The following is a 21,158-nucleotide window of genomic DNA, read 5'->3' as shown; positions in this document are numbered from 1 at the left end:
ACAATCACCTCCCTTAATGGCGATGAGTGATATTTTCGGTTTCAAAGGTGACATCTCTCTGAAACTCTGGGTATGACAATTCAGCATGTTCAGTATAATCCAGTCCCCGCTGTTCATGTTGCTGGGAAACCCTTAAACCACCGAGAACCTTGTCGAGCACCTTAAACATGATAAACGCGGCACCAAAGCCCCAGACAAATGCAGCCCCCACACCCAAAGCCTGAACTGAGATCACATCAAGGTTAAACGGTTTCTCCAGAAAGAAGATCCCTGCGGCAATGGTTCCCCATGCTCCACACACCCCATGTACTGCAACAGCATCCACCACATCATCCAGCCGCATCTTTTCAATTAACAAAGGTACAAAAGTCATCAGCAAACCCGCTATAGCACCTGTGATGACCGCAAATACGGGGGACATGGTGGCACAACCCGCCGTGATTGAAACCAGACCACCCAATGATGCATTTATGGTATTACGCATAAGCACCGCCTTGGATTGAAGCAAGGCCAAAACCATATACGTTGCAGCCGCAGCACAGGCAGCCAAATGCGTGTTGAGGGCAATACGTCCAATGCTCACACTTGCGGCAACCGTGGATGCCGCATTAAACCCAAACCACGCAAACCATAGCACAAAGCCACCCAATGCCACCAAAGGCAGATTATGTCCTGCTAGAAAATGGCTTTGCCCCTTACGACCAAACCGTCCCAAACGAGGGCCAAGCACCATAATGCCTGCAAGCGCAACCCATCCACCAATTGAATGCACCACAGTTGAACCAGCAAAATCAATAAATCCCAAAGCTTTCAGCCAGCCATCACCACCGAACAGTCCGCCCCATGCCCAGCTACCAAATACAGGGTAAATGATGCCACTTACAAAAACCGCACTTACCACATAAGCCACAAAATGAATGCGTTCAGCCATGGCGCCACTGGCAATCGTGGTGGCTGTCGCCGCGAACATCATTTGAAAGAACAGCAGGTTCCAGTGCCAGTCATCCAGTTGATCTGGCATGAAATGACTGAGTCCGATCCACCCTGTTTGATTCAGGCCAAACATCAGGCCAAAGCCAAACAGCCAGAAAATAAGTCCTCCAATACAGGTATCCATATAGTTCTTCATGAGTACATTCACGGTATTTTTACTGCGCACCGAGCCGCTCTCGATCAGTGCAAAACCTGCCTGCATAAAGAAAACCAGAATACCACCCACCACCACCCATACACTATCCAGGGAAATACGGATTTCCTGAATATTTGTCGTGGTTTCAGCAGATGCATGGGATGTGAGAGATAGTAAAAACAACAACATTAAAATTATACTTTTCATAAAATTCCCCTAGAAACACCAAGTAATCCGATGCAAAGACAATGCCAAAATGAATTCTTTTTTTCTTTTAATAATTCATTGGTTTATATTTATTCATCATAAAAAAATGATCTAAACTAAATACTTAATATCCAAACCTTTATACACCTTTTATCAATAACAATCTCTTCTTCCCTTTCAAATTTGACATGACAAGTTGTCAAAATTAACGCACTATAGGACCTGCTTTAAAATTCATCAAATAAAGAGCATTATTGGAGTAGATGAAGTGAAAATTCTGATTACAGGTGCAAATACAGGTATTGGTTTTGCCACAGCGGAAGAGTTGATAAAGCAGGGACAGCATGTCATTCTTGCCTGCCGTAATCCGCAAAAAGCGCAAGCTGCGCAGGATAAATTGCGTGCATTGGGTCAGGGAAAGGTTGATTTGGTTTCCCTCGATTTAAACAGTCTTGAATCAACCCGTAACACAGCCGATGAGATTGCAGACCGCTACGGTAGTCTTGATGTCCTGATTAACAACGCAGGACTATTTGCCAAGACCAAGCAGCTGACGCAAGATGGTTTTGAACAACAGTTTGGTGTGAATTATCTGGGCCACTTTCTACTGACACATAAGCTGATTCCTGTTTTGGAACAGGCACCAAAAGCTCGAATTGTACATCTCGCCTCAATTGCACACTGGGCAGGTTCGATCAAACCTAATAAGTTCCATGCAGAGGGTTTTTATAATCCCCTGTTCTATTATGGTCAGTCCAAGCTCGCAAATTTACTCTTCAGCAATGCACTCGCTGAACGTATGGCGGATAGTACCATCACTAACAACTCATTGCATCCAGGTGGTGTTGCTTCTGACATTTATCGCGAACTGCCAAAACCTGTTTATGAAGTGATGAAAATTGGTTTAGTGCCGACCTCAGTTCCTGCAAAGTTGATTACGCAAATGGCAACTGGAGATGAGTGGGCAAAGCGTAATGGCGAATATGTCAGCGCGCACATGCCAGACTGGAAATCACCACATGCCAAAAACCAGCAACTTGCCCGTGATCTTTATGCACAATCTATGGATCTTGTAGAAAAATACCTTTAATAAATATGCTCTAACAAAAAAGCCACCTAACGGTGGCTTCTTCAATCCTGATGAGGTCAGATTAGTGGCCACCACCATTGATTGCTTTTGTCATATCTTCAACAACTTTTTTCGCATCACCAAAGATCATCATGGTTTTTTCATTGTAGAACAAGTCATTGTCTAAGCCAGCATAACCTGTTGCCATAGAGCGCTTGATCACCATGATGGTACGTGCTTTGTGTGCTTCAAGGATCGGCATACCATAGATTGGTGAGCTTGGATCATCTTTCGCCGCTGGGTTAACAACGTCATTCGCACCGATTACCAATACCACGTCAGTTGCTGGGAAGTCAGAGTTGATCTCATCCATTTCCAGGATGTCTTCATAGGCAACATCCGCTTCAGCTAACAATACGTTCATGTGACCAGGCATACGACCCGCAACTGGGTGAATCGCAAAGCGAACTTTTACGCCCTGTTCTTTCAGGATTTCACACAATTCTTTAACCGCATTCTGTGCACGACCTTGTGCCATACCATAACCAGGTACAATCACAACGCTGTCTGCATTTGACATCAGGAAGCCTGCGTCATCTGCCGAACCAGAACGGTAGTTACGCTGAACCTGCTCACCTTTGTCCGCTGAGGCAACTGCTGCACCGCCCATGGCACCACCAAACAATACGTTGATGATTGAACGGTTCATCGCCTTACACATGATGTAAGACAGAATCGCACCAGAAGAACCAACCAGTGAACCTGCAACAATCAACATATTGTTTTCAAGTGTGAAACCAATACCTGCCGCAGCCCAACCAGAGAATGAGTTCAATAGCGATACCACAACTGGCATATCACCGCCACCCACTGGCGCAATCCACACCCAGCCGAATACAAGTGCAAGCGCTGTCATCGCCCAGAATGCAGTCATGTTGCCTGTAGTGAAGAAGTAGAAACCACATGCAAGCATTGCAATAAAGATGATTGCCTGAACAGGTTTAACCCATGCACCAGAAATTGTTTTGGCCCATTTTTTCGCAGCCAATTTACCATAGGCAAATACAGATGCAGTAAAGGTAATCGCACCAACGAAACAGCCCACGAACAATTCAAACAGGTGAACTGCGCTCATGTGTGCATGCTGTACGCCAGCAGCTTCCAATGCATCTTTATTTTGCTCAAACAATGCAATTAGCTGGTTATTGTGCAGAATCGCAGCAATTGCAATCAATACCGCAGCCAAACCCACCAATGAGTGCATCAATGCAACCGTCTCAGGCATTTGTGTCATAGGTACTGTTTTCGCACGCGCGATACCTACAACCGCACCCAGCACCATCGCTCCGCCAATCATCCAAACCACTGGGTGTTCAGCAACGAAGAATGTGGTGATGACTGCAATGGTCATTGCGACCATGCCATAACGGTTACCCGCGATTGCAGTCTTAGGACCAGACAAGCCACGCAAGGTTAGGATAAAGAGAACTGCACCAATCAGGTAGAACCAGTTCGCAAATTCACGAATAAATTCCATCAATTAGCCCTCTTTTTTCTTTTGCTTTGGCTTGAACATCTCAAGCATACGAGCAGTTACCGCAAAGCCACCGAAAATGTTGATACTTGCCAGAAACACAGCAACTGCGCCAAGGATACTCACAACATTTACACTCTGGAATGCAACATTGGCATCAACACCAATCGCAGGCATACCAACAGTCTGAATCATTGCCCCTACGACAATGATTGAAGACAATGCATTGGTTACCGCCATTAATGGTGTATGTAACGCAGGCGTTACACCCCAAACCACGTAGTAACCTACGAAGATGGCAAGGACGAAAATCGTAATCGTTTCAACCATGAGAACTCTCCTTAACCGCGCTTGAGCAGTACTTGACCGCCATGAGTCACGAGTAACGCTTTTTGGATTTCATCTTCTTGATTAAGCACAAAGTTCTTGTCTTTGTCGAATAATGTCTCAAGGAAGTTGAAAACGTTACGTGCATACAATGCAGATGCTTCAGTTGCAACTGTGCCTGGAATGTTTGGAATGCCCAAAATCTTCACGCCATTTTCAGTTGTAACTGTTTCGCCCTCTTTAGAACCCTCAACGTTACCGCCAGTTTCAACCGCCATATCCAAGATGACAGAACCTGGTTTCATTTTGGCAACAGTCTCAGCCTTGATCAGACGTGGAGCATTACGACCTGGAATCAATGCAGTGGTGATTACGATGTCAGCATTTGATACCGCTTTATCTACAATCGCAGCTTGATCCTTGATGTATTGCTCACCAGGCTGCCAACCATATCCGCTTTTCGCAGCTTCAGCAGCACGTTGTTTTTCTTCATCGGACATTGGTACGTCTAACCATTTGCCGCCTAAAGACTCAACCTGCTCTTTTGCTGTTGGACGTAAGTCAGTTGCCTCAACAACCGCACCCAAACGTTTTGCAGTTGCAATTGCCTGTAGACCTGCCACACCAACACCCATGATCACGACACGTGCAGGTTTTACTGTACCCGCAGCGGTCATTAACATTGGGAACATACGCTGGTATTCAGCCGCAGCCAACAATACAGATTTATAGCCTGCCAAGTTTGCCTGAGAAGAAAGTACGTCCATATTTTGTGCACGAGAAAGTGTACGTGGAAGTAATTCCAAGGCAAAAGCGTTGACCTGCTGAGCAGCAAACTGGTCTAGTTCAGGATTGCGGTAAGGGTCAAACATTGCAACCACAGTCGTATTCGCCGCAAGCTTTTGAATTTCGTCACCCTTAGGGGCACGTACCTTCAAAATAATTTGGCTGCCTGTATATGCATCGTCCGTAATAGTTGCGCCAACTTGTTCATAAGCACTGTCAATATACGCGGCTTTAACACCAGCACCACGTTGAATGACAACGCTATGACCTGCGTTAATCAACTTCTTTACTGTCTCAGGTGTAGCAGCTACACGACTTTCACTGGCGACAGTTTCGGTTGGGATTCCGATCTGCATGAGCGTTCCTCAAGCTAGTTTTTCTTAAGTAAACATCGCGGATAGCAATGTTTCCCCCAGGAGTATTCTTTGTAGAATTTTGGATTCTAATGGAACTTTTTTAAAATTCCACCCACTATTTATTTAATAAATACCCATATTTTGAACTGATGATTCATATTGATATTGAAACCTTGTATGCTCAGCATGTTTGGCTTTTGATAAATCATACTTGCTTAGCCATACACATCGAAGATAAAAATTTCATTCTCTTCTGTATCTATCCGTTCATTTATATGCCTTGTGCCTTTTTTTCATTCAATGCCAAAGCGGTATAGATTAAATAACCCCATGTTTTATCTATCATCATAAATAGAACACATACCAGCTCTTTAAACATTGTTCATATTCAGGCTTGGCTAAAACGGGTCTATGGACTGAAACCGCATCATAATCGTGCAGCTATGTAGAGAAATTGGCTTACATGAACTTTTATTGGTTTTTTCGGCGACTATTTATCTTGAAAAATAAAAGTCCTATTTCAAGACAACAGAATAGGGTTTATCAATAAATCTGAATTGTATGGATGCCATCCCTCAGAAAAACTAAAAAGAAATGTAAAAACTTGAATCGGCATTTTTTCAAGTGATATTTATGTAATTTTGTCTGATCAAAATAGATTTAACGCACAATATTGGTGCAAAAATCACTCTATCTCATTCATCATTTTATTTTTCTGATTCAGCAACAGTAAAATTTCCTGAAAATGCACACCCATTGATCGTTCTGCAAGACAATCATCAGGATTTCTCAGTGGACATTGTTCCAGTGATAGGCAACCACAGCCAATACATTGATCAAGCTGTTGGCGCAACTGTAAGAGCATCATAATTTGCCGATCAAGTTGCAACTGCCACTGCTGGGACATGGTTTGCCAATCTTTTTTGCTTGCAACCTGCTGCTTGGGCAAGCTTTCAAAGGCCTCTTTAATTTGTTGCAGGCTAATCCCGACTTGTTGGGCTGTTTTAATAATGGCAATTCGCCTGAGCATTGCCCTTTGGTAACGGCGTTGATTTCCTGTGGTTCGTGTGCCCCAGATCAATTCTTTTTCCTCATAGAAACGAATGGCAGCAACACTTACGCCACCACGTTTTGCAAGCTCCCCGATGCTGAGCCAAGTCTGCAATGGTACTTTTTTCAAAATAAGCTTGACCTCTAGTTAACTTGAGTCTTGATACTAACATAGCCCAAGTTTTAGGAAGTGGTCTGTCTTATGAATCAGGTCAACACACCCACATTTAAAACCATCAACCCAGATCAACTGTATGATCCGCGGAGTAATGGTTATAGCCATGTTGTCATTGTGGAACCCAATATGCGTATCATCCATATAGCAGGTCAGGGAGGAGAAAATAAAAATGGTGAACTTTCCAAGTTTTTTGACCAACAGGTACAACAAGTCTTTTATAATATTCAGCATGCTTTAATCGCCGCTCAGGCACAACTTTCAGATATCGCCGTTTTGCGTGTGCTGATTGTTGACCATGATTCTGAAAAACTTCAGGTATTGGCAGGCATCATGCGAAGTTTATGGAAAGATCATGCTTTTCCTGTATGCACATTGATTCCTGTTTCCAGATTGGCATTAGCAGGAATGCTCGTTGAAATTGAAGCAACCGCATATACTACATAAACCAGTGATAGAGAAAATTATGTCAGCCCCTCAAGATATTAGTCAAAAAAAGGCCTTACTCTGGTTTATGGCTGCGGCATGCGGTCTATGTGCAGGTGCCAACTATTATAGCCAGCCACTGATTCATTCCATTCAGCAGTATTTTGCCGTAACAGAAAGCCAGGCTGCCCTGACCGTCACCTTTGCACAGGTCTCCTATGCCTTGGGTTTGCTATTTATTGTGCCAATGGGTGATGTGGTCAATAAGACCAGGTTTATTCCCCTACTCATGACTTTATGCGCCCTGGGTTTATTCCTGAGTGCGTTCTCAGTGAACCTGCCAATGTTATGGGTTGGAACAGTACTGGTTGGGTTATTTTCCGTTGCGGCCCAAGTGCTGATTCCCCTCGCCACCATGACGGTACAGCCTGAAAAAACAGGCGAAGTTGTTGGCTTTCTCATGAGCGGTTTATTGGTGGGTATCTTGCTTTCGACCAGTCTGGCAGGATTATTCTCCAACCTGTTTCACTGGAAAGTCATTTATGTGGTCAGTGGGGTCTTGATGCTGATATTGGCTTATGCGCTTAAAAGCCGCTTGCCCTACGTCATGCGCATGAAAATGAATTATGGGCAAATCTTTGTTTCAATGGCCCAACTATTGAAGCAGGAAAAGCGCCTATTGTTACGGGCACTTGCAGGTGGGTTTGCCTTTGCGGCAGTCAGTATCCTGTATTCCACCATCGCGCTTCTACTAAGCTCAGCCCATCATTTACCTGACCTGGTGATTGGGATGGTGAGTCTGGTGGGTATTTTTGGTGCCTTATCCACCCAGTATATTGGCCGATATGCTGATCAGGGCTATACCAAACAACTGACCTGGATGGGCTGTGCCTTATTTATTATCAGTTGGGTTTGCTTCTATTACGGGCAAACAGTCCTCGTCAGCTATATTGTTGGCTTTGCCCTGATCCAACTGGCGTTGGCATTGGTACACACCAGCAACCAGAGCATTATTTTCCGCTTACGACCTGATGCAAAGTCACGTATCAATGCAATCTATATGACCGCCTATTTTACTGGAGGTGCCTGTGGTTCCGCACTTGGCATTTTTGCATGGAATCATGGCGGTTGGACCATGACCTGTTTGGCAGGCCTATGTCTGGTTCTTGCGTGTATGCTGTTTAGTTTACTGGATAACCTTTTAATGAGGAAAAGCCCAGTTACCACCAATTAAACCAGTTTATCCTGTATAAACTGGCCAATTTCATCCAGCACATCATCTGCCTTTTGGATCAATAGATTAAACATTTGAAAATTATGCCACATATTTTCATAGACATTCAGGGTCGTTTCTACACCAGAAGCCTCAGCACGACTGGCTAAATTGCTTGCATCGCCTAGCAATATTTCCTCACTACCCGCCTGAATCAATAAGGGCGGCAAGCCTTTGAGGTCAGCAAAAAGTGGCGAAATGCGTGGATCATCTGCGTTTAGTTTTCCTCGATAACCATCGCCACCCCGTTTCAATGCCAAACTTTTCAGCATCGGGTCACTCTTGGCATTGGCACGCACAGAAACTGAACTCAGGGTCATATCAACGTAGGGGGAGATCATCACCATTCCCGCAGGCAGGAGTTGCTGGGTGTCTCTCAGTTGAATCGCCAAGGCAAGTGCCAGCGCACATCCCCCAGAATCACCACCTAAAAAGATTTGATCAGGTCGCCAGCCATCACTCAATAAGTGTTGATAAACCGTTTTAACATCATCCAAAGCGGCAGGATAAGGATGTTCAGGCACACGACGATAATCCAGCATATACACAATGACCTGCCCCCTCACTGCCATCTCAGTCGAAAGTGCTCGATGCGTTCTGGATGAACCTGCAAAGAAAGCACCGCCATGACAATGCAATAACACGCCTTGTGGTCGGGTTGGCGGAGTTGCCACCTCAGCCTTTACAATATTCTGGGTGGCAGCGTCTTTTAATTTGATCTTTTTGATCAAGACAGCAGTTCTGGGTCTGAAAATTGTTGCGCCAATTTCCATTGCACCACGCAATACAGGAAAAGGTAAAGGCAAGCCACTGGCTGTTTTAAAGCTGAATCTCAAGCCTTGTTTCAGCAGACTTTCTTTTATTTTTTCCATATTTATGTTCAGACCCATATTTTTTTCACCTCAGTTCACCTACCAAATAACACCATTAACTGGCTTTTTTTGCTGTTTTAATCGCAGCCTGATTCTGAAAGCTCAATTGGTAATCATTTAGGTTGCAGCTTGCCAGACGTGAACGCATTTCAAACGTTGTCCACGGCCATAACGTGCTGTTACGACCATTGGCATCAATAAAATAACTGCTACAACCGCCTGTATTCCAGACCGTATCTTTTAAGGCTGTTTGTACTTCGTCATTATAATTTGCCAACACATCAGGGCGAATTTCAATAGTTTCAATCTGTTGTGCTTGGGCTTTTTGCAAGGCATCCAGAATATAGGCCAACTGTGCTTCAATAATAATGAGGGCAGATGAACTGACCGCAATATTTGGCCCAAACATCACAAAGGCATTTGGACAGCCCTCCACCACGGTGCCTAAATAGCCTTTGGCACTGCCCTGCCAAACCTCGTCCATCGTTTTGCCATCTTTATTACGAATCTGCTTGGCAACAGGTGGATTACTGATCTCAAAACCTGTTCCAAAAATAATCGCATCCACCTCATGTTGCGAACCATCACTGGCAATCAGGGTATTGCCACGAGCTTCCTGAACGCCACAACGTAATACATCAACATTGGATTGTGCCAAAGCTGGATACCAGTTGTTGGATTGCAGCACCCGTTTACAACCAATGGTAAAGTTGGGAATTAACTTTTCACGCAATGCCGCATCTTTCACACCTAAACGGATATTAAGTTTGGCAACACGTTCAATCTGCTTAATCAGTTTAGGATGATGCATACTGGAATTTAGTGACTCAAAAACGCCATACACGCTATAACGAGTCAAACGCTGGGTGATTGGTAAGGCTTTAAATAACAGTTGTGCCGCTTTTGGCAGACTCTGATCCATCTTTGGCAATACCCATTGCGGGGTACGCTGAATCAGGGTGAGTTTTTGCACTTTCGGCTGAATGGCTGGGACAAACTGAATCGCTGATGCGCCTGCCCCAATCACTGCTACTTTTTTATTGCTTAAATCAACCTCATGCTGCCATTCGGCTGAGTGGAAACATGCACCTTTAAATGTATCTAAACCCTTGATTTGAGGAATCACTGGTTCGTGCATTGGACCGCCAGCCATAATCACAAAACGGGCATGTAGATCACCCCGACTGGTTTTAACCACCCAATGCTTTGCCTGATCATCCCATGCACTTTCAATCATTTCATAGCCAAAACGGACGTATTTCTCAACATCAAATTTTTTGGCAACATCCTGAATATAATCTTTAATTTCTGCCTGTGGAGCAAATACCCGACTCCAGTTTGGATTGGGTGCAAATGAAAATGAGTACAATGCCGATGGTACATCACAGGCACAGCCTGGATAAGTATTAGCACGCCAAACACCACCAATTTCATTGGCTTTTTCCAAAACGACAATATCAGTAAAACCTGCTTGCTGTAACTTAATCGCAGCCCCAATTCCTGCAAAACCAGCCCCAATCACAATGACATGAAATTTCTCAATCTGAGACATAAAATCTTTCCCTTATTTTGTTTTGGTCAAACGGTCTAAACGCTGGGTATAGGCTTGACGATCATTTTGATCCAAACCTTTTAAAATACGGTCATCGCCGAAAAAACGACGTGCTTTGGTATTGAGCCAGTGTGGGACAAAGCCATAAGCTTTCGGGGTATGGGTTAAATAATTTGGTACAGCAATTTCAGTCAGATTATGTTTTACAGCCGTGATAATCGCTTGAGCCACATCTTCAGGTTCAACGGTTGGAATCGGTAAATTATCACCTGTACCCGATGACAGTTCAGTACGCACTTTAGACGGCAATACCGCAGACAAACCAATCGGCGTATCCCGTAACTCCTGTTGCATCGAAGCAGTTAAACCCACCACCGCAAACTTGGTTGCACAATAAATGCTTGCGCCAGGAATCGGATATTTACCTGCCAAAGAAGCGACATTGACAATATGTCCTGACTGACGTTGCTGCATTTTCGGCAAGATTGCTTTCATGCCATGAATCACGCCACGAAGATTGATATCAATCTGGGCATCGGTAATGGCCTGGCTTTCATCTTCCATTTTACCCATTGGCATGATGCCTGCGTTATTGACCAAAATATCAATTGGCCCCAACGCCTGTTCAGCCTGAACAATAAAATCATGAAAAGATTGCTGGGAACGCACATCCAGATAGCCACCAAAACCCTGTACCTTGCTTGCAGCCTGCTGCGCAAGCTCAGCATCAATATCGCCAATGGCGACTTTTGCACCTAGTTTTTTAAATGCCAGTGCTGTGGCAAAGCCAATCCCTCGCCCACCACCAGTAATCAACACCACCTTGTCGGTAAATACATAACCCTTTGCCATCACCCTATTTCCTCTTAAATTAATTATCCACAATTTCGGAATACAATGTCATAATAGGAATTTAATGTCAATTACTCAGCTATACTATCGTAATCCTGACTGGGTTCTGCTAGACTTTTGCCATGAATGAACACACTCCATTGACTCGGGCTGAACGCCAACGTCTGCAATTACAAGCTGAAATTATTGAAGCGGCTTTTCTTGAATTTTCTGAACGTGGTTATCATCAGACTGCGATTTCTGACATTGCCAAGCGTTTAGGGATTGGGCACGGTACTTTTTATCGCCATTTTCAAAATAAGCGGGACATTTTAGATAAGGTCATTCTGGATACCTTATATAAAATTACTGCACTTTTAGCCGAAGAAAATGCACCTGATGCGGTGTCGACTCTTGAAGACTACATCATTCAATGTGAAAGGATTGCAGATAGATTTCAGCAATTTGCCAAAGATAATCCTAAAACTGTTCGCCTGATTTTGCTAGAAGCCACCTCGATTGATAAAGAAATGACAGCGCATATCAATAACTTATTGCATATGGGTGGGTTATTTGTGGCGAATTATCTAAACAACGGCATCCAGAAAGGTTTTTTAAAGGCAAATCTGGATACCGAAATGACGGGACATGCAGTGGTTGGAATTATCATTGCAGGCGCGCTACGCTTCCTTTCAGATGTCGAAAATCCCAAGATGCTTGAACAATATGCGCATGCTGCTGTTCAATTGTTGATTTCAGGTGTGGCAGCCTGATCTCCCTATTATAAAAGGCAAAAGGCTATATATAGAGTTTGGAAGTGATGATTGGTGAATTGATCACAAAACTCGTATAATGCTGCCCTTTCCTTGCCTGTCCAAATCCAAGAGCCTTTTTTATGCAATCACTTGAGTCATTAAAGCCACGTATTTCCGTTGCCCCGATGATGGATTGGACAAGTGAAATTTTCTTTATAATTTAAATCAAAAACTTATCAAAAAAATTTAAATTTTTAGGCGTAAAATAGGCGCAAATAACATCCATATTTTGTCCAATTTCGGGTACCCATTATTTTAATTCTGTTTGTTTATTTACCAACCAATCTTACCAGAATTTAAGCGAAATCTAAAAAACCTTTATACTGTTCTTAACTTATATTTTTGCTTGGGACTTCTGGGCTTATCTGGGATAGTACGTTCAATCAGCCCCACTTCTATCGCTGGATTAAGATAATTTTGCTGGAATGTTGGACGGTGAGACAATCCAAGTAAAGACATTAATTCTGTTAAATTATATTCCCTATGTTCCATAACTGAAATCAAACGCTGAACATGATCGCCATCTTGTACGGTAGCTTGATCGGTATCATGTACGGTGACTTGATCGGTTGTTGATGAACTTTGAATGGCATCAAAAATCATCTGTAAAATAAATTCGATAAAGGGTGCAGAATCAGTCTGATCTGTACTTGCCTGTAAGGCATCGTAATAAGCTCTCTGGTTCTGATAAATCAAACTTTCTACAGGAATATTGGCAAAAATTGGATTCCATTTTGTCAGGATTAAGGTTTGCCACAGTCGCCCCATCCGACCATTACCATCAGCAAATGGATGTATAAATTCAAACTCATAATGAAATACAGAACTGGTAATTAAAGGATGTTCATCACTTTGCTCTAACCATTGCAATAAATCATTCATCAAGCGTACAACCTGGCTTGGTGGTGGAGCTAAATGCACAACTTGATCACCAGACATCACGCCCACACCACCTTGACGGTACTGTCCAACCTCATCAATTAATCCAGCCATTAAAACTTGGTGAGCCTTTAATAAATCCTGTTCACTGGCTGGTTGCCATTGCTGAAACTGTTCATAGGCTTTAATGGCGTTACGGACTTCCTGAATTTCTTTAGGCGGTGCAATCACAGGTTTACCATTTAAAATTGCTGTGATCTGTTCTTCGCTAAGGGTATTTCCCTCAATGGCAAGTGAACCCTGAATCGTTCTAATTCGATTGGCTTTTCTAAGTTTCAACTCATCTTGAATCTGAGCAAGTACCGTCAAACGTCCTAAAGCTTCACTAATCTGGGCAATCAGGTGAATAATTTTAGAATTAATCTTGTAAGGTGGTTGATATTTCATTTTAGCAAGTACTCACCATCAAGAGATTCATCATATATAACAAAATACGATTATACCTCCTTTTTAACCAACCAATATCCACGTGTTCCACCGACACGCTCAAGCCAACCTGCATGTTTTAGAGCCTCTAAATGCTTTTGTATTGCGGACTTATTGATACCCAATTGCTCAATCATTTCACGATAAGATATTTTCGGCTGTTTTTGTATCAATTCTAAAATCTGTATTTGGCGTTCAGTCAAAGTATGGCTTTCAACTATACCACCGATTGTACCACCTAATTCATCTATTGTACCACCGATTGTACCACCATCAGAATTCTGATCAGGACGATATAACTTCACATCAAAAAAATCACCAGTTTCCAAAAATTCAGGCGTGGCTAAATGTTCTGCTTCACAGATTTGTTTTATCCGTTGCAGACCACTACCCCAATGCTCAATATAGCCTAACTCTCTAAATACCCGAGCCAATACCCGATTACGAATTTCTGAACGTCCTTGCAACAAATCTGCTTCGGTTAAACCATTCGGCAATCCACCTGGAGACACAATATTAACCAGATCATCATAAACAGCGACTTTAATATTACGCCCAAAATTACTATAGTCCCGATGAACATAAGCATTGATTAAGGCTTCACGAATTGCATTTTCTGGAATTTCCAAATAATCGTAACGCTTTAAGCCACGAATTTCGGCACGCAAAGACAAATGATTTTTAATAAAAATTTCTGTCTGCTCAATTTGAGAAAACAAGTCCCCTGTATATTCTTTACGGTCTAAAAATACGCTCATGTTTGTGCCTTTAAATCTGGCACACTGGGTCATAACGTGTTCATACTTACCCAATAAGATCAGTAAGCCATGACTGGCATAATGCTGTCCTTGTTCCTCGATAACCAGCTTTAGGTTCAGCATTTTTTCTAAGGTGAGTGCTTTATCGGCAGCTTTAAAAGCCGTTTCCAATACTGTTAAATCTAGTTTTTCTAAAGGGTATTGATAGTTTGCCAACGAATCAAAACTCACATTGAGTCGTTGCAATTCCAGTTGTTGAATATTTTCAGGCGATGCGACACGGTTACTTGCACCTAAGCGGATATATGTCCCTTGCTCACGCCCCACAGATTTAAGGTGATATGGAAATAAACTTCCACGAGCCACTTCCACAACCAATAACTCTACGCCTGTAATATTCTCAATATAAATTTGTACTGCCAGTTGTGGACTGCACAGCTCATAAATCATTGAGGTGATTTTATCTTGTAGGTCAAAGATATCTTCCCGAATTCCAACTAACTGCCGATCATCTGAAACCCCAACAATCAACTTACCGCCACTACTATTTGCAAAAGCGATTAAAGTCTTAGCAATTTGCTGCCCTTTGGGTAACTGCTGTTTAAACTCTAACGTTTTGCTTTCGCCTTTTTGAATCTCTAGCAGTAATGGATGTTCAGTATTCATGAATAATCTTTAAATTCTCTTGAGCATTAAATATTAAGCATATACCTCTTACTTTGATATAGGTATAAAGTTTTGCCCTCCTATGCAAACAGACGAATCTAAGTAAAAGTATATTTAACCCCTTACATAAAAAGATTAAAGCTCTCCCCAAAACAGAAAACATCTAACCAACGTAATATTTTACAATAAGTCAGTTAAATGAGTAAAAGTTAAAGGGCCTTATCTATTATTAGCGAGTAGACAAGCAATTGAACTACTAGAGTAGCTTATTACCACTCACAAGCAGAAAGAGCAGTATGTTTTTTTACAATCACAGTACAGCTAAACCTGTGAGCAGTAATGCAATTTTATGCTTGATTCGTACAATGGGCTACAACGGTAAAAGACTGGACATGGTTTTCGTGGGCTGGCTTCTACGACATTACATGAACAAGGCTATAGCACGATACCATTGAAATCCAATTAGCTCATACAGTGGGTAATGCTGTATCTCAAGCATATAACCATGCACAACTTTAAACTATCGAATTAAGATGATGCAGGAATGGTCTGATTTTATTGATAATTTGAGAAATAGAATGACTACTTCCTTTAAAATTGTGTAACTGATCCTATAATTTATAACAAAATTGAGGTTTTTACAGCCAAACGTTTCTTAAAAACTTTAATATTCCTATTACGTCATAACCTGACGCTTAGAACTTTTCTACTAATTCAAATCTTATAACCTATGTTACTATCCATAATAGTTTTATATAAATTTAATGATCAGGCTGAGTAATGAGTATAGCATTTCAAGATTTTGCAGAGAATACTGCAAGTTCTTATCAGGCAAAATTGCAAGAAAATATTTACAAAAATCAAAAAATTAATAAAGGAAAGAAGCCTAAAATTTTGTCACTATTTACTGGTTGCGGAGGTCTAGACTTAGGCTTTCATATGGCTGGATATGAAACAGTTTGGGCGAATGATCTTTCTAAGTGGGCATGTGAAACCTTTAGGAAAAATATAGCAGACATAATTGTAGAAGGAGATATTGAGCAAATAGATCCTTACGATAAAAATATTCCTGATTGCGACATTATTTTGGGAGGTTTCCCATGCCAAGACTTTTCTATGATCTGGAAACAACCAGGCCTAGAAGGTGAGCGTGGAAATCTTTACAAAAGTTTTCTTCGATTTGTTGATGCAAAAAAACCTAAAGTCTTCGTTGCTGAGAATGTCAAAGGGTTATTAACTGCAAATAAGAAAAAAGCAATTAAACAAATTATTGAAGACTTTGAAGCAATTTGTCCAGGGTATTATGTACAAGCAAAGCTTTATAACTTTGCGGAATATGGTGTCCCTCAGCTACGAGAACGCGTATTAATTGTTGGAATTAGAGTAGATACAGGTTTTGATTTTAAGCATCCAACTCCCACTCATGGACAAGATTCAACTAAAGGATTAAAACCATTTGTGACAGCTGGTGAAGCTGTAAAAGATATTCCAGCAAATGCTACTAATAATGAGTTACTACGTATTAGCCCTAAAACAGTTGATATGTTGAATTTAATCCCCCCAGGCGGTAATTTTACAGATATTCCCAAAGAACATCCCTTATATGTAAAAGGCATGATTAGCCATGTCTATAGAAGAATGCATCCAGATGAGCCATCTAAAACCATTATTGCTGCGGGTGGTGGTGGGACATGGGGATATCACTATCCTGAACCACGTGCCTTTACTAATCGTGAAAGAGCACGAATTCAATCATTTCCTGATAATTTTGAATTCGTTGGGTCAACTACAGAAGTTCGACGACAAATTGGTAATGCAGTTCCTCCTCAAGGAGTATATGAGCTTGCAAAAACTATTTTACCAATTTTTAGCAATAGTTACGAAAAAGTTGATTTATATGAACGTCTTGAGAAAGAAAAAAGTGTCCATTTTCAAGATAGACTTAACAAGATTAAAGGTTAAAAAATGGAACTTGTTTTTTCAAACTTTTCCCCAGCAAAAATTACTAATAAATCTTTGCAAGATACTTGGTTAAAGCTGTTTAAATCTGCTGATGAAGTACTAATTGCTACTGGTTATATTTCTAATGACTCTATAGAAGATCTCCATTCTATTCTTCAACAGAATCCTAATTTTATAAAAAATATTCAAATACTAGTTGGCATGCATTATTTAGAGGGATTTACTAAGCTTCAATATGATAGCTTAGTAAAACTACATAATTTTTTAATTAATAATAATAGAGGAGCTATCTATGTCTCTCAATTTATGAAATTCCATGGTAAATTATATTCATTTAAAACTAATGAAAAAGTTGATAGCTTAATTGGATCAGCGAACCTTAGTTGTTTTTTGAATAGCCTCGAAAGAACATACGAAACCATGTTACATATAGAAGAAAATATTGTAGCAAATGCAATATACGATGACATAAAAAAAACTATTCAAGCAATAGGAACTTTGATTTCTGAGGCCCCTATGCCATCAAATTTTATATTAAACAATTTACATCTAGATGAACACTTAGGCGTGGAAAAAGTACCACTAGAAAAAGTAAAAAAATTATTCAAAAGAACTTCCGAGTATAATTTTAAAATTCCTATAAAAACTACTGATAAGAGCAATGTTAATGCTTACTTAGGTAAAGGAAGACAAGATCAAAGAGGATTTATTATACCTCGCTCATGGTATGAGGTAGAGCTTATTGTTTCCAATACCACTACATCTCAAGAAGGCTATCCTGTTAAACAGTCTTTCTCGGTTATTACTGATGATGGATGGCAATTTAAATGCAAAACTTCTGGTGATTTTTCGAAAAACTTTAGGTCAGAAGATGATTTAAAAGTGTTAGGTAAATGGATTAAAGGAAGATTAGAGATAAATGGTTGTTTAAAAACGGGACAAAAAATTACAGATGATATACTATTGGAGTATGGAAACAATATAATAGATTTAAGATCCACAGATGATCCAAATTTATGGCTATTATCATTTAAAGGTAAATAAATGTATTTAGAAAGTTATTTGAATTCGATTCCTCTTCATCAAAAATCATCAATAAAAGAGGTTTCTAAATCTTTTATTGATAAATTAAAAAAGACGGATCCTAAACAAAAAACTCGTAATACACTTTTACTGGGTAATGTTCAAAGTGGGAAAACAGGAAAGGTTCTTGGTTTAGTAAGTTCTTTAGCTGATGAAAATTATAAATTTTTTATATATCTCACTACTGACAGCGTAGATTTGCAAAGGCAAACTTTTGAACGAGTCAAAAACAGTTTACAAGAGTTTTCTGTTTTGTCAGAAAATGATATACATAATTTTGATAGCTTATTCCGATTAAATTCCCCACTTATTGTTGTGCTAAAAAAGAACAGTAGAATTCTAAAAAAATGGAGAGATACATTAAGTAGTAAATCATACCTTAATGGATATCAACTTATTATTATTGATGATGAAGCAGATGCAGCGAGTCTTAACACAAAAACAAATAGTAATAAAGGAATAAGTACTATTAATAGTTTGTTAGCTGATATAAAAAATACTTGTAATCAATCAATCTTTATTGAGGTAACCGCCACCCCACAAGCAATACTTCTACAAAATAATAATTCGGATTGGTATCCAGAATTCATACAATATTTTGAACCAGGAGATGGCTATATTAGCGGTAATTTTGTCTTTACTGAACCAGAGAGCTTTATAACACACTTTATTAACGAAGAGTCTGAAAATGCAAAGGATGAAAGTTCAGAAATACCAGAGGGATTAAATCAAGCTCTAAAGAGTTTTATAGTTACATGTGCTGACTTCTATCTTTCATCACAAAATAACTGTAATTTTATTGTGCATCCAAGTGTCCGTATCAGTGATCATCAAGCATTTGCAGATAAAATCATCGAACACCTTAATGCAATGGCTTTCGCCTTAAATGATGGAATTGATTTATCAAGTGAGTTTTTACCTATCTGGAAAGATTTAAAAAAAACAAAACCAGATATTAATCATTTTGAAGATATATATCAGACAGTAGTAACAATTTTAGAAAACCAATTTATTAAAATTAACATTCTCAATTCTAAAGCTGAAACAACCTTTGACATAAGCAAGCACTATAATATCATTATAGGTGGGAATGTTATTAGTAGAGGATTAACCATACCTAAGCTTCAAACAGTATATTATAGCCGAACATCTAAAGCTCCCAATGCAGATACTTTCTGGCAACACTCAAGAATTTTTGGTTATGATAGAGAGAGAAGTTTATTACGACTATTTATTCCAAATGACATTTATAAGTTTTTTGTTGAATTAAATATAGCTAACAATTTATTGATTAAACAGTCCTATGATAAAAATCAAGAAAAAATTCAAATTATTTATCCAAGTAAGATTCAACCGACAAGGAAAAATGTACTGGATGACAAAAGTTTAAGACTACTTGCTGGTGGAAAGAACTATTTTTCGGATAATCCAGATCAAAAAAATCTTAATCAAGTCAACTTATTAATGGATGATTTAGATGATTTCCCACAAGAAAATAAAGACTTATATCAAATTGAATCAGAATTTATGATTTCAATTCTGGAAGCATTGGGAACCTATAGCAAATGGGACTGGGATGTTTCCAAGTTTATTTCCTGTATCAATGCAATAAAAAGTAAGCGCCCAAGTCTTAAATATTATTTACTAGTTAAAAATAATCGTAAAATTTCTAAAGGAACTGGGACTATGTTATCACCAAATGATCGGAAGATTGGTGATACTAAATCTAATGATATTATCCTTACCATTTATCAGGTAACTGGTGATATCGAATCAAATTGGGACGGCAATCCATTCTGGTTACCTAATATTAAGTTCCCAACAAATATGATATTTTGGGATGTAGATTCTTAAAAATTAAATCTAAGGTGCTTTCAGTTTGTATTGAGAAACATTTCTCCCAATACAAACTATACTTTTATAAAAATTACATTAACCTAATTTACTGCTTGCACATTTTGTCTAAAACTTTGTTCTATAGTTGTAATATCAGGTATATCAATATTTTTTTGTTGATCAGTATAAAACTCCTCTACTATATCTAATTCTTCATCCCCACCTACCTCAAAGCTAGCATTGCCATAACCCTGCCGTGCCATATGATCCAGAGCTTCCTGATAAAACCCTGCTGCCTTACCCTGTTCATCCATTTGCCTAGCTGCTGCAATTGCCTCATGCAAATTGATCCCATCACGCAAGGTCAAGTCCACGTAGTAGATTGGGGTACGGTAGCTTTGCGTGGTGCTCTTACCCCGCAAGGTCAGTTGTAAAGGCAAGCATGACAATAAGTCACCCGATGCGGCATGATAGTAACTTAGCCTTGCCGCCAGTGTCCGAATACTGTTAAAGCCTGTGGTTCTAAAGATGAATGTGCCAAATTCGTCCGATTCGTCCAGATTGACGTACAGTCTGCCATAAGGTTTACACAGTCCACCCTGTGCCAGTGGACAGAGATCAGGTGATGGGCATGGATGTTGTTCAATACCGTTTTGCCCAAGTCGCTGACAGGTTTCGCCATTACCTGAGCAGATTAAGCGTCCAGTCTGGCGGTCAAACAATGTGTATTCTGCCCGTAGGTTTAAATCGGGATCATTAAAGATCATACGCACTGGAATGCTTCTCAGCTTTTGGTTTTGATTCGGTGCTTTGGCTCGAAGCTGTTCATCCAATGGATGCTTGACCCATCCGTCTTTCCCCTGGATTTGGCTGGTAATGGTGAACTGGTCATCCTTTTCAGGAATGCGCTTGCCGTTCTTTTCGACAATCTTGCCGATGCTGATACGACCCAGTACAGGTGGTGTGATTGCTAAACCTTTAATCATGGTGATGTCCTCTATAGTGATGTGAAATGGTGTTTTAATTTAGGTAAATAAATTTGGGGTATAAAAAATCCCATACCTGCTGGGGTATGGGATCATTAGG

General features: G+C 40.3%; 18 protein-coding genes and 1 pseudogene. 8 read left to right on the top strand and 11 right to left on the bottom strand.

The genetic code is table 11. From position 1 onward, the window contains the following. Positions 1 to 13: 13 nt before the first annotated feature. Positions 14 to 1,336, bottom strand: a complete 1,323-nt coding sequence (locus tag QTA56_RS14540) for an ammonium transporter (protein ID WP_267981722.1) — start codon at positions 1,334 to 1,336, stop codon at positions 14 to 16. Between the two features lie 268 nt (positions 1,337 to 1,604). Between QTA56_RS14540 and QTA56_RS14535 the strand changes: the two genes are divergently transcribed. Further along, positions 1,605 to 2,426, top strand: a complete 822-nt coding sequence (locus QTA56_RS14535) for an SDR family NAD(P)-dependent oxidoreductase (RefSeq protein WP_267981721.1) — start codon at positions 1,605 to 1,607, stop codon at positions 2,424 to 2,426. Positions 2,427 to 2,487: 61 nt separating this feature from the next. On the opposite strand, the gene QTA56_RS14530 is transcribed toward QTA56_RS14535, so the two are convergent. From QTA56_RS14530 to soxR, 4 genes are all read right to left on the bottom strand, one after another. After that, positions 2,488 to 3,942 (bottom strand): NAD(P)(+) transhydrogenase (Re/Si-specific) subunit beta, encoded by a 1,455-nt coding sequence (locus QTA56_RS14530; RefSeq protein WP_267981720.1) that lies wholly within the window; start codon positions 3,940 to 3,942, stop codon positions 2,488 to 2,490. Between the two features lie 3 nt (positions 3,943 to 3,945). After that, complete coding sequence (locus tag QTA56_RS14525; protein WP_004664154.1) at positions 3,946 to 4,269, bottom strand: proton-translocating transhydrogenase family protein; 324 nt, start codon at positions 4,267 to 4,269, stop codon at positions 3,946 to 3,948. A gap of 11 nt (positions 4,270 to 4,280) precedes the next feature. Then, positions 4,281 to 5,408, bottom strand: coding sequence for a Re/Si-specific NAD(P)(+) transhydrogenase subunit alpha (locus QTA56_RS14520; RefSeq protein WP_267981719.1), 1,128 nt, complete (start codon positions 5,406 to 5,408; stop codon positions 4,281 to 4,283). 685 nt (positions 5,409 to 6,093) lie between these two features. Beyond that, positions 6,094 to 6,588, bottom strand: a complete 495-nt coding sequence (soxR, locus tag QTA56_RS14515; RefSeq protein WP_289821555.1) for a redox-sensitive transcriptional activator SoxR — start codon at positions 6,586 to 6,588, stop codon at positions 6,094 to 6,096. A 72-nt stretch (positions 6,589 to 6,660) separates the two neighbouring features. Here soxR and QTA56_RS14510 point away from each other — a divergent pair, with 72 nt between their 5' ends. Together QTA56_RS14510 and QTA56_RS14505 are read left to right on the top strand one after the other, a co-directional pair. After that, the gene (locus QTA56_RS14510; protein ID WP_267981718.1) at positions 6,661 to 7,080 is read left to right on the top strand and encodes a RidA family protein; all 420 of its coding nucleotides are present in this window, start codon (positions 6,661 to 6,663) and stop codon (positions 7,078 to 7,080) included. 19 nt (positions 7,081 to 7,099) lie between these two features. After that, the gene (locus QTA56_RS14505; protein WP_267981717.1) at positions 7,100 to 8,293 is read left to right on the top strand and encodes an MFS transporter; all 1,194 of its coding nucleotides are present in this window, start codon (positions 7,100 to 7,102) and stop codon (positions 8,291 to 8,293) included. On the opposite strand, the gene QTA56_RS14500 is transcribed toward QTA56_RS14505, so the two are convergent. Genes QTA56_RS14500 through QTA56_RS14490 form a run of 3 tightly spaced genes read right to left on the bottom strand, consistent with a single transcriptional unit; the run spans position 8,290 to position 11,608 of the window. Next, positions 8,290 to 9,204: an alpha/beta hydrolase gene (locus QTA56_RS14500; RefSeq protein WP_267981716.1), complete on the bottom strand. Its 915-nt coding sequence runs from the start codon at positions 9,202 to 9,204 to the stop codon at positions 8,290 to 8,292. The genes QTA56_RS14505 and QTA56_RS14500 overlap by 4 nt on opposite strands. Before the next feature lie 55 nt (positions 9,205 to 9,259). After that, positions 9,260 to 10,756 carry a flavin-containing monooxygenase gene (locus QTA56_RS14495; protein WP_267981715.1) on the bottom strand — a complete coding sequence of 499 codons (1,497 nt, stop codon included), beginning with the start codon at positions 10,754 to 10,756 and terminating at the stop codon, positions 9,260 to 9,262. A gap of 12 nt (positions 10,757 to 10,768) precedes the next feature. Then, a complete protein-coding gene (locus tag QTA56_RS14490; protein ID WP_267981714.1) occupies positions 10,769 to 11,608 on the bottom strand; it encodes an SDR family oxidoreductase in 840 nt (279 codons plus the stop codon). Between the two features lie 122 nt (positions 11,609 to 11,730). Between QTA56_RS14490 and QTA56_RS14485 the strand changes: the two genes are divergently transcribed. Next, positions 11,731 to 12,360, top strand: coding sequence for a TetR/AcrR family transcriptional regulator (locus QTA56_RS14485; RefSeq protein WP_267981713.1), 630 nt, complete (start codon positions 11,731 to 11,733; stop codon positions 12,358 to 12,360). A 360-nt stretch (positions 12,361 to 12,720) separates the two neighbouring features. Here QTA56_RS14485 and QTA56_RS14480 read toward each other — a convergent pair whose 3' ends face one another. Together QTA56_RS14480 and QTA56_RS14475 are read right to left on the bottom strand one after the other, a co-directional pair. Then, entirely contained in the window at positions 12,721 to 13,728 is a 1,008-nt protein-coding gene (locus QTA56_RS14480) for a Fic family protein (RefSeq protein ID WP_267981712.1), read from the bottom strand. Positions 13,729 to 13,778: 50 nt separating this feature from the next. Then, a complete protein-coding gene (locus tag QTA56_RS14475) occupies positions 13,779 to 15,191 on the bottom strand; it encodes an AlbA family DNA-binding domain-containing protein (RefSeq protein WP_267981711.1) in 1,413 nt (470 codons plus the stop codon). A gap of 235 nt (positions 15,192 to 15,426) precedes the next feature. Between QTA56_RS14475 and QTA56_RS14470 the strand changes: the two are divergent. From QTA56_RS14470 to QTA56_RS14455, 4 genes and pseudogenes are all read left to right on the top strand, one after another. Further along, positions 15,427 to 15,796 (top strand): annotated as a pseudogene (locus QTA56_RS14470) (tyrosine-type recombinase/integrase); the annotation flags it as partial. Between the two features lie 175 nt (positions 15,797 to 15,971). After that, complete coding sequence (locus QTA56_RS14465; RefSeq protein WP_267981710.1) at positions 15,972 to 17,153, top strand: DNA cytosine methyltransferase; 1,182 nt, start codon at positions 15,972 to 15,974, stop codon at positions 17,151 to 17,153. A 3-nt stretch (positions 17,154 to 17,156) separates the two neighbouring features. Further along, positions 17,157 to 18,197 carry a restriction endonuclease PLD domain-containing protein gene (locus QTA56_RS14460; protein WP_267981709.1) on the top strand — a complete coding sequence of 347 codons (1,041 nt, stop codon included), beginning with the start codon at positions 17,157 to 17,159 and terminating at the stop codon, positions 18,195 to 18,197. Beyond that, on the top strand, positions 18,198 to 20,090 hold the full coding sequence (locus QTA56_RS14455) for a Z1 domain-containing protein (protein WP_267981708.1): 1,893 nt from the start codon (positions 18,198 to 18,200) through the stop codon (positions 20,088 to 20,090). A gap of 83 nt (positions 20,091 to 20,173) precedes the next feature. Here the strand turns inward: QTA56_RS14455 and QTA56_RS14450 are convergent, their stop codons facing one another. Beyond that, entirely contained in the window at positions 20,174 to 21,058 is an 885-nt protein-coding gene (locus tag QTA56_RS14450; RefSeq protein WP_267981707.1) for a recombination directionality factor, read from the bottom strand. Between the last annotated feature and the right edge of the window lie 100 nt (positions 21,059 to 21,158).

The organism is Acinetobacter thutiue (assembly GCF_030385805.1).
GTDB classification, from domain to species: domain Bacteria; phylum Pseudomonadota; class Gammaproteobacteria; order Pseudomonadales; family Moraxellaceae; genus Acinetobacter; species Acinetobacter corruptisaponis.
The sequence above is the reverse complement of the archived record's forward strand: the minus strand, read 5'-3'. Positions and strand labels throughout refer to the sequence as shown.

Excerpts from the sequence above, each read along its gene's own strand:
- QTA56_RS14460 (WP_267981709.1), top strand. The coding sequence starts at position 17,157 with ATGGAACTTGTTTTTTCAAACTTTTCCCCAGCAAAAATTACTAATAAA.
- QTA56_RS14505 (WP_267981717.1), top strand. The coding sequence starts at position 7,100 with ATGTCAGCCCCTCAAGATATTAGTCAAAAAAAGGCCTTACTCTGGTTT.
- QTA56_RS14485 (WP_267981713.1), top strand. The coding sequence starts at position 11,731 with ATGAATGAACACACTCCATTGACTCGGGCTGAACGCCAACGTCTGCAA.
- QTA56_RS14480 (WP_267981712.1), bottom strand. The coding sequence starts at position 13,728 with ATGAAATATCAACCACCTTACAAGATTAATTCTAAAATTATTCACCTG.
- QTA56_RS14520 (WP_267981719.1), bottom strand. The coding sequence starts at position 5,408 with ATGCAGATCGGAATCCCAACCGAAACTGTCGCCAGTGAAAGTCGTGTA.
- QTA56_RS14500 (WP_267981716.1), bottom strand. The coding sequence starts at position 9,204 with ATGGAAAAAATAAAAGAAAGTCTGCTGAAACAAGGCTTGAGATTCAGC.
- QTA56_RS14540 (WP_267981722.1), bottom strand. The coding sequence starts at position 1,336 with ATGAAAAGTATAATTTTAATGTTGTTGTTTTTACTATCTCTCACATCC.
- QTA56_RS14530 (WP_267981720.1), bottom strand. The coding sequence starts at position 3,942 with ATGGAATTTATTCGTGAATTTGCGAACTGGTTCTACCTGATTGGTGCA.
- QTA56_RS14465 (WP_267981710.1), top strand. The coding sequence starts at position 15,972 with ATGAGTATAGCATTTCAAGATTTTGCAGAGAATACTGCAAGTTCTTAT.
- QTA56_RS14475 (WP_267981711.1), bottom strand. The coding sequence starts at position 15,191 with ATGAATACTGAACATCCATTACTGCTAGAGATTCAAAAAGGCGAAAGC.
- QTA56_RS14490 (WP_267981714.1), bottom strand. The coding sequence starts at position 11,608 with ATGGCAAAGGGTTATGTATTTACCGACAAGGTGGTGTTGATTACTGGT.
- QTA56_RS14455 (WP_267981708.1), top strand. The coding sequence starts at position 18,198 with ATGTATTTAGAAAGTTATTTGAATTCGATTCCTCTTCATCAAAAATCA.
- QTA56_RS14450 (WP_267981707.1), bottom strand. The coding sequence starts at position 21,058 with ATGATTAAAGGTTTAGCAATCACACCACCTGTACTGGGTCGTATCAGC.
- QTA56_RS14510 (WP_267981718.1), top strand. The coding sequence starts at position 6,661 with ATGAATCAGGTCAACACACCCACATTTAAAACCATCAACCCAGATCAA.
- QTA56_RS14495 (WP_267981715.1), bottom strand. The coding sequence starts at position 10,756 with ATGTCTCAGATTGAGAAATTTCATGTCATTGTGATTGGGGCTGGTTTT.
- QTA56_RS14525 (WP_004664154.1), bottom strand. The coding sequence starts at position 4,269 with ATGGTTGAAACGATTACGATTTTCGTCCTTGCCATCTTCGTAGGTTAC.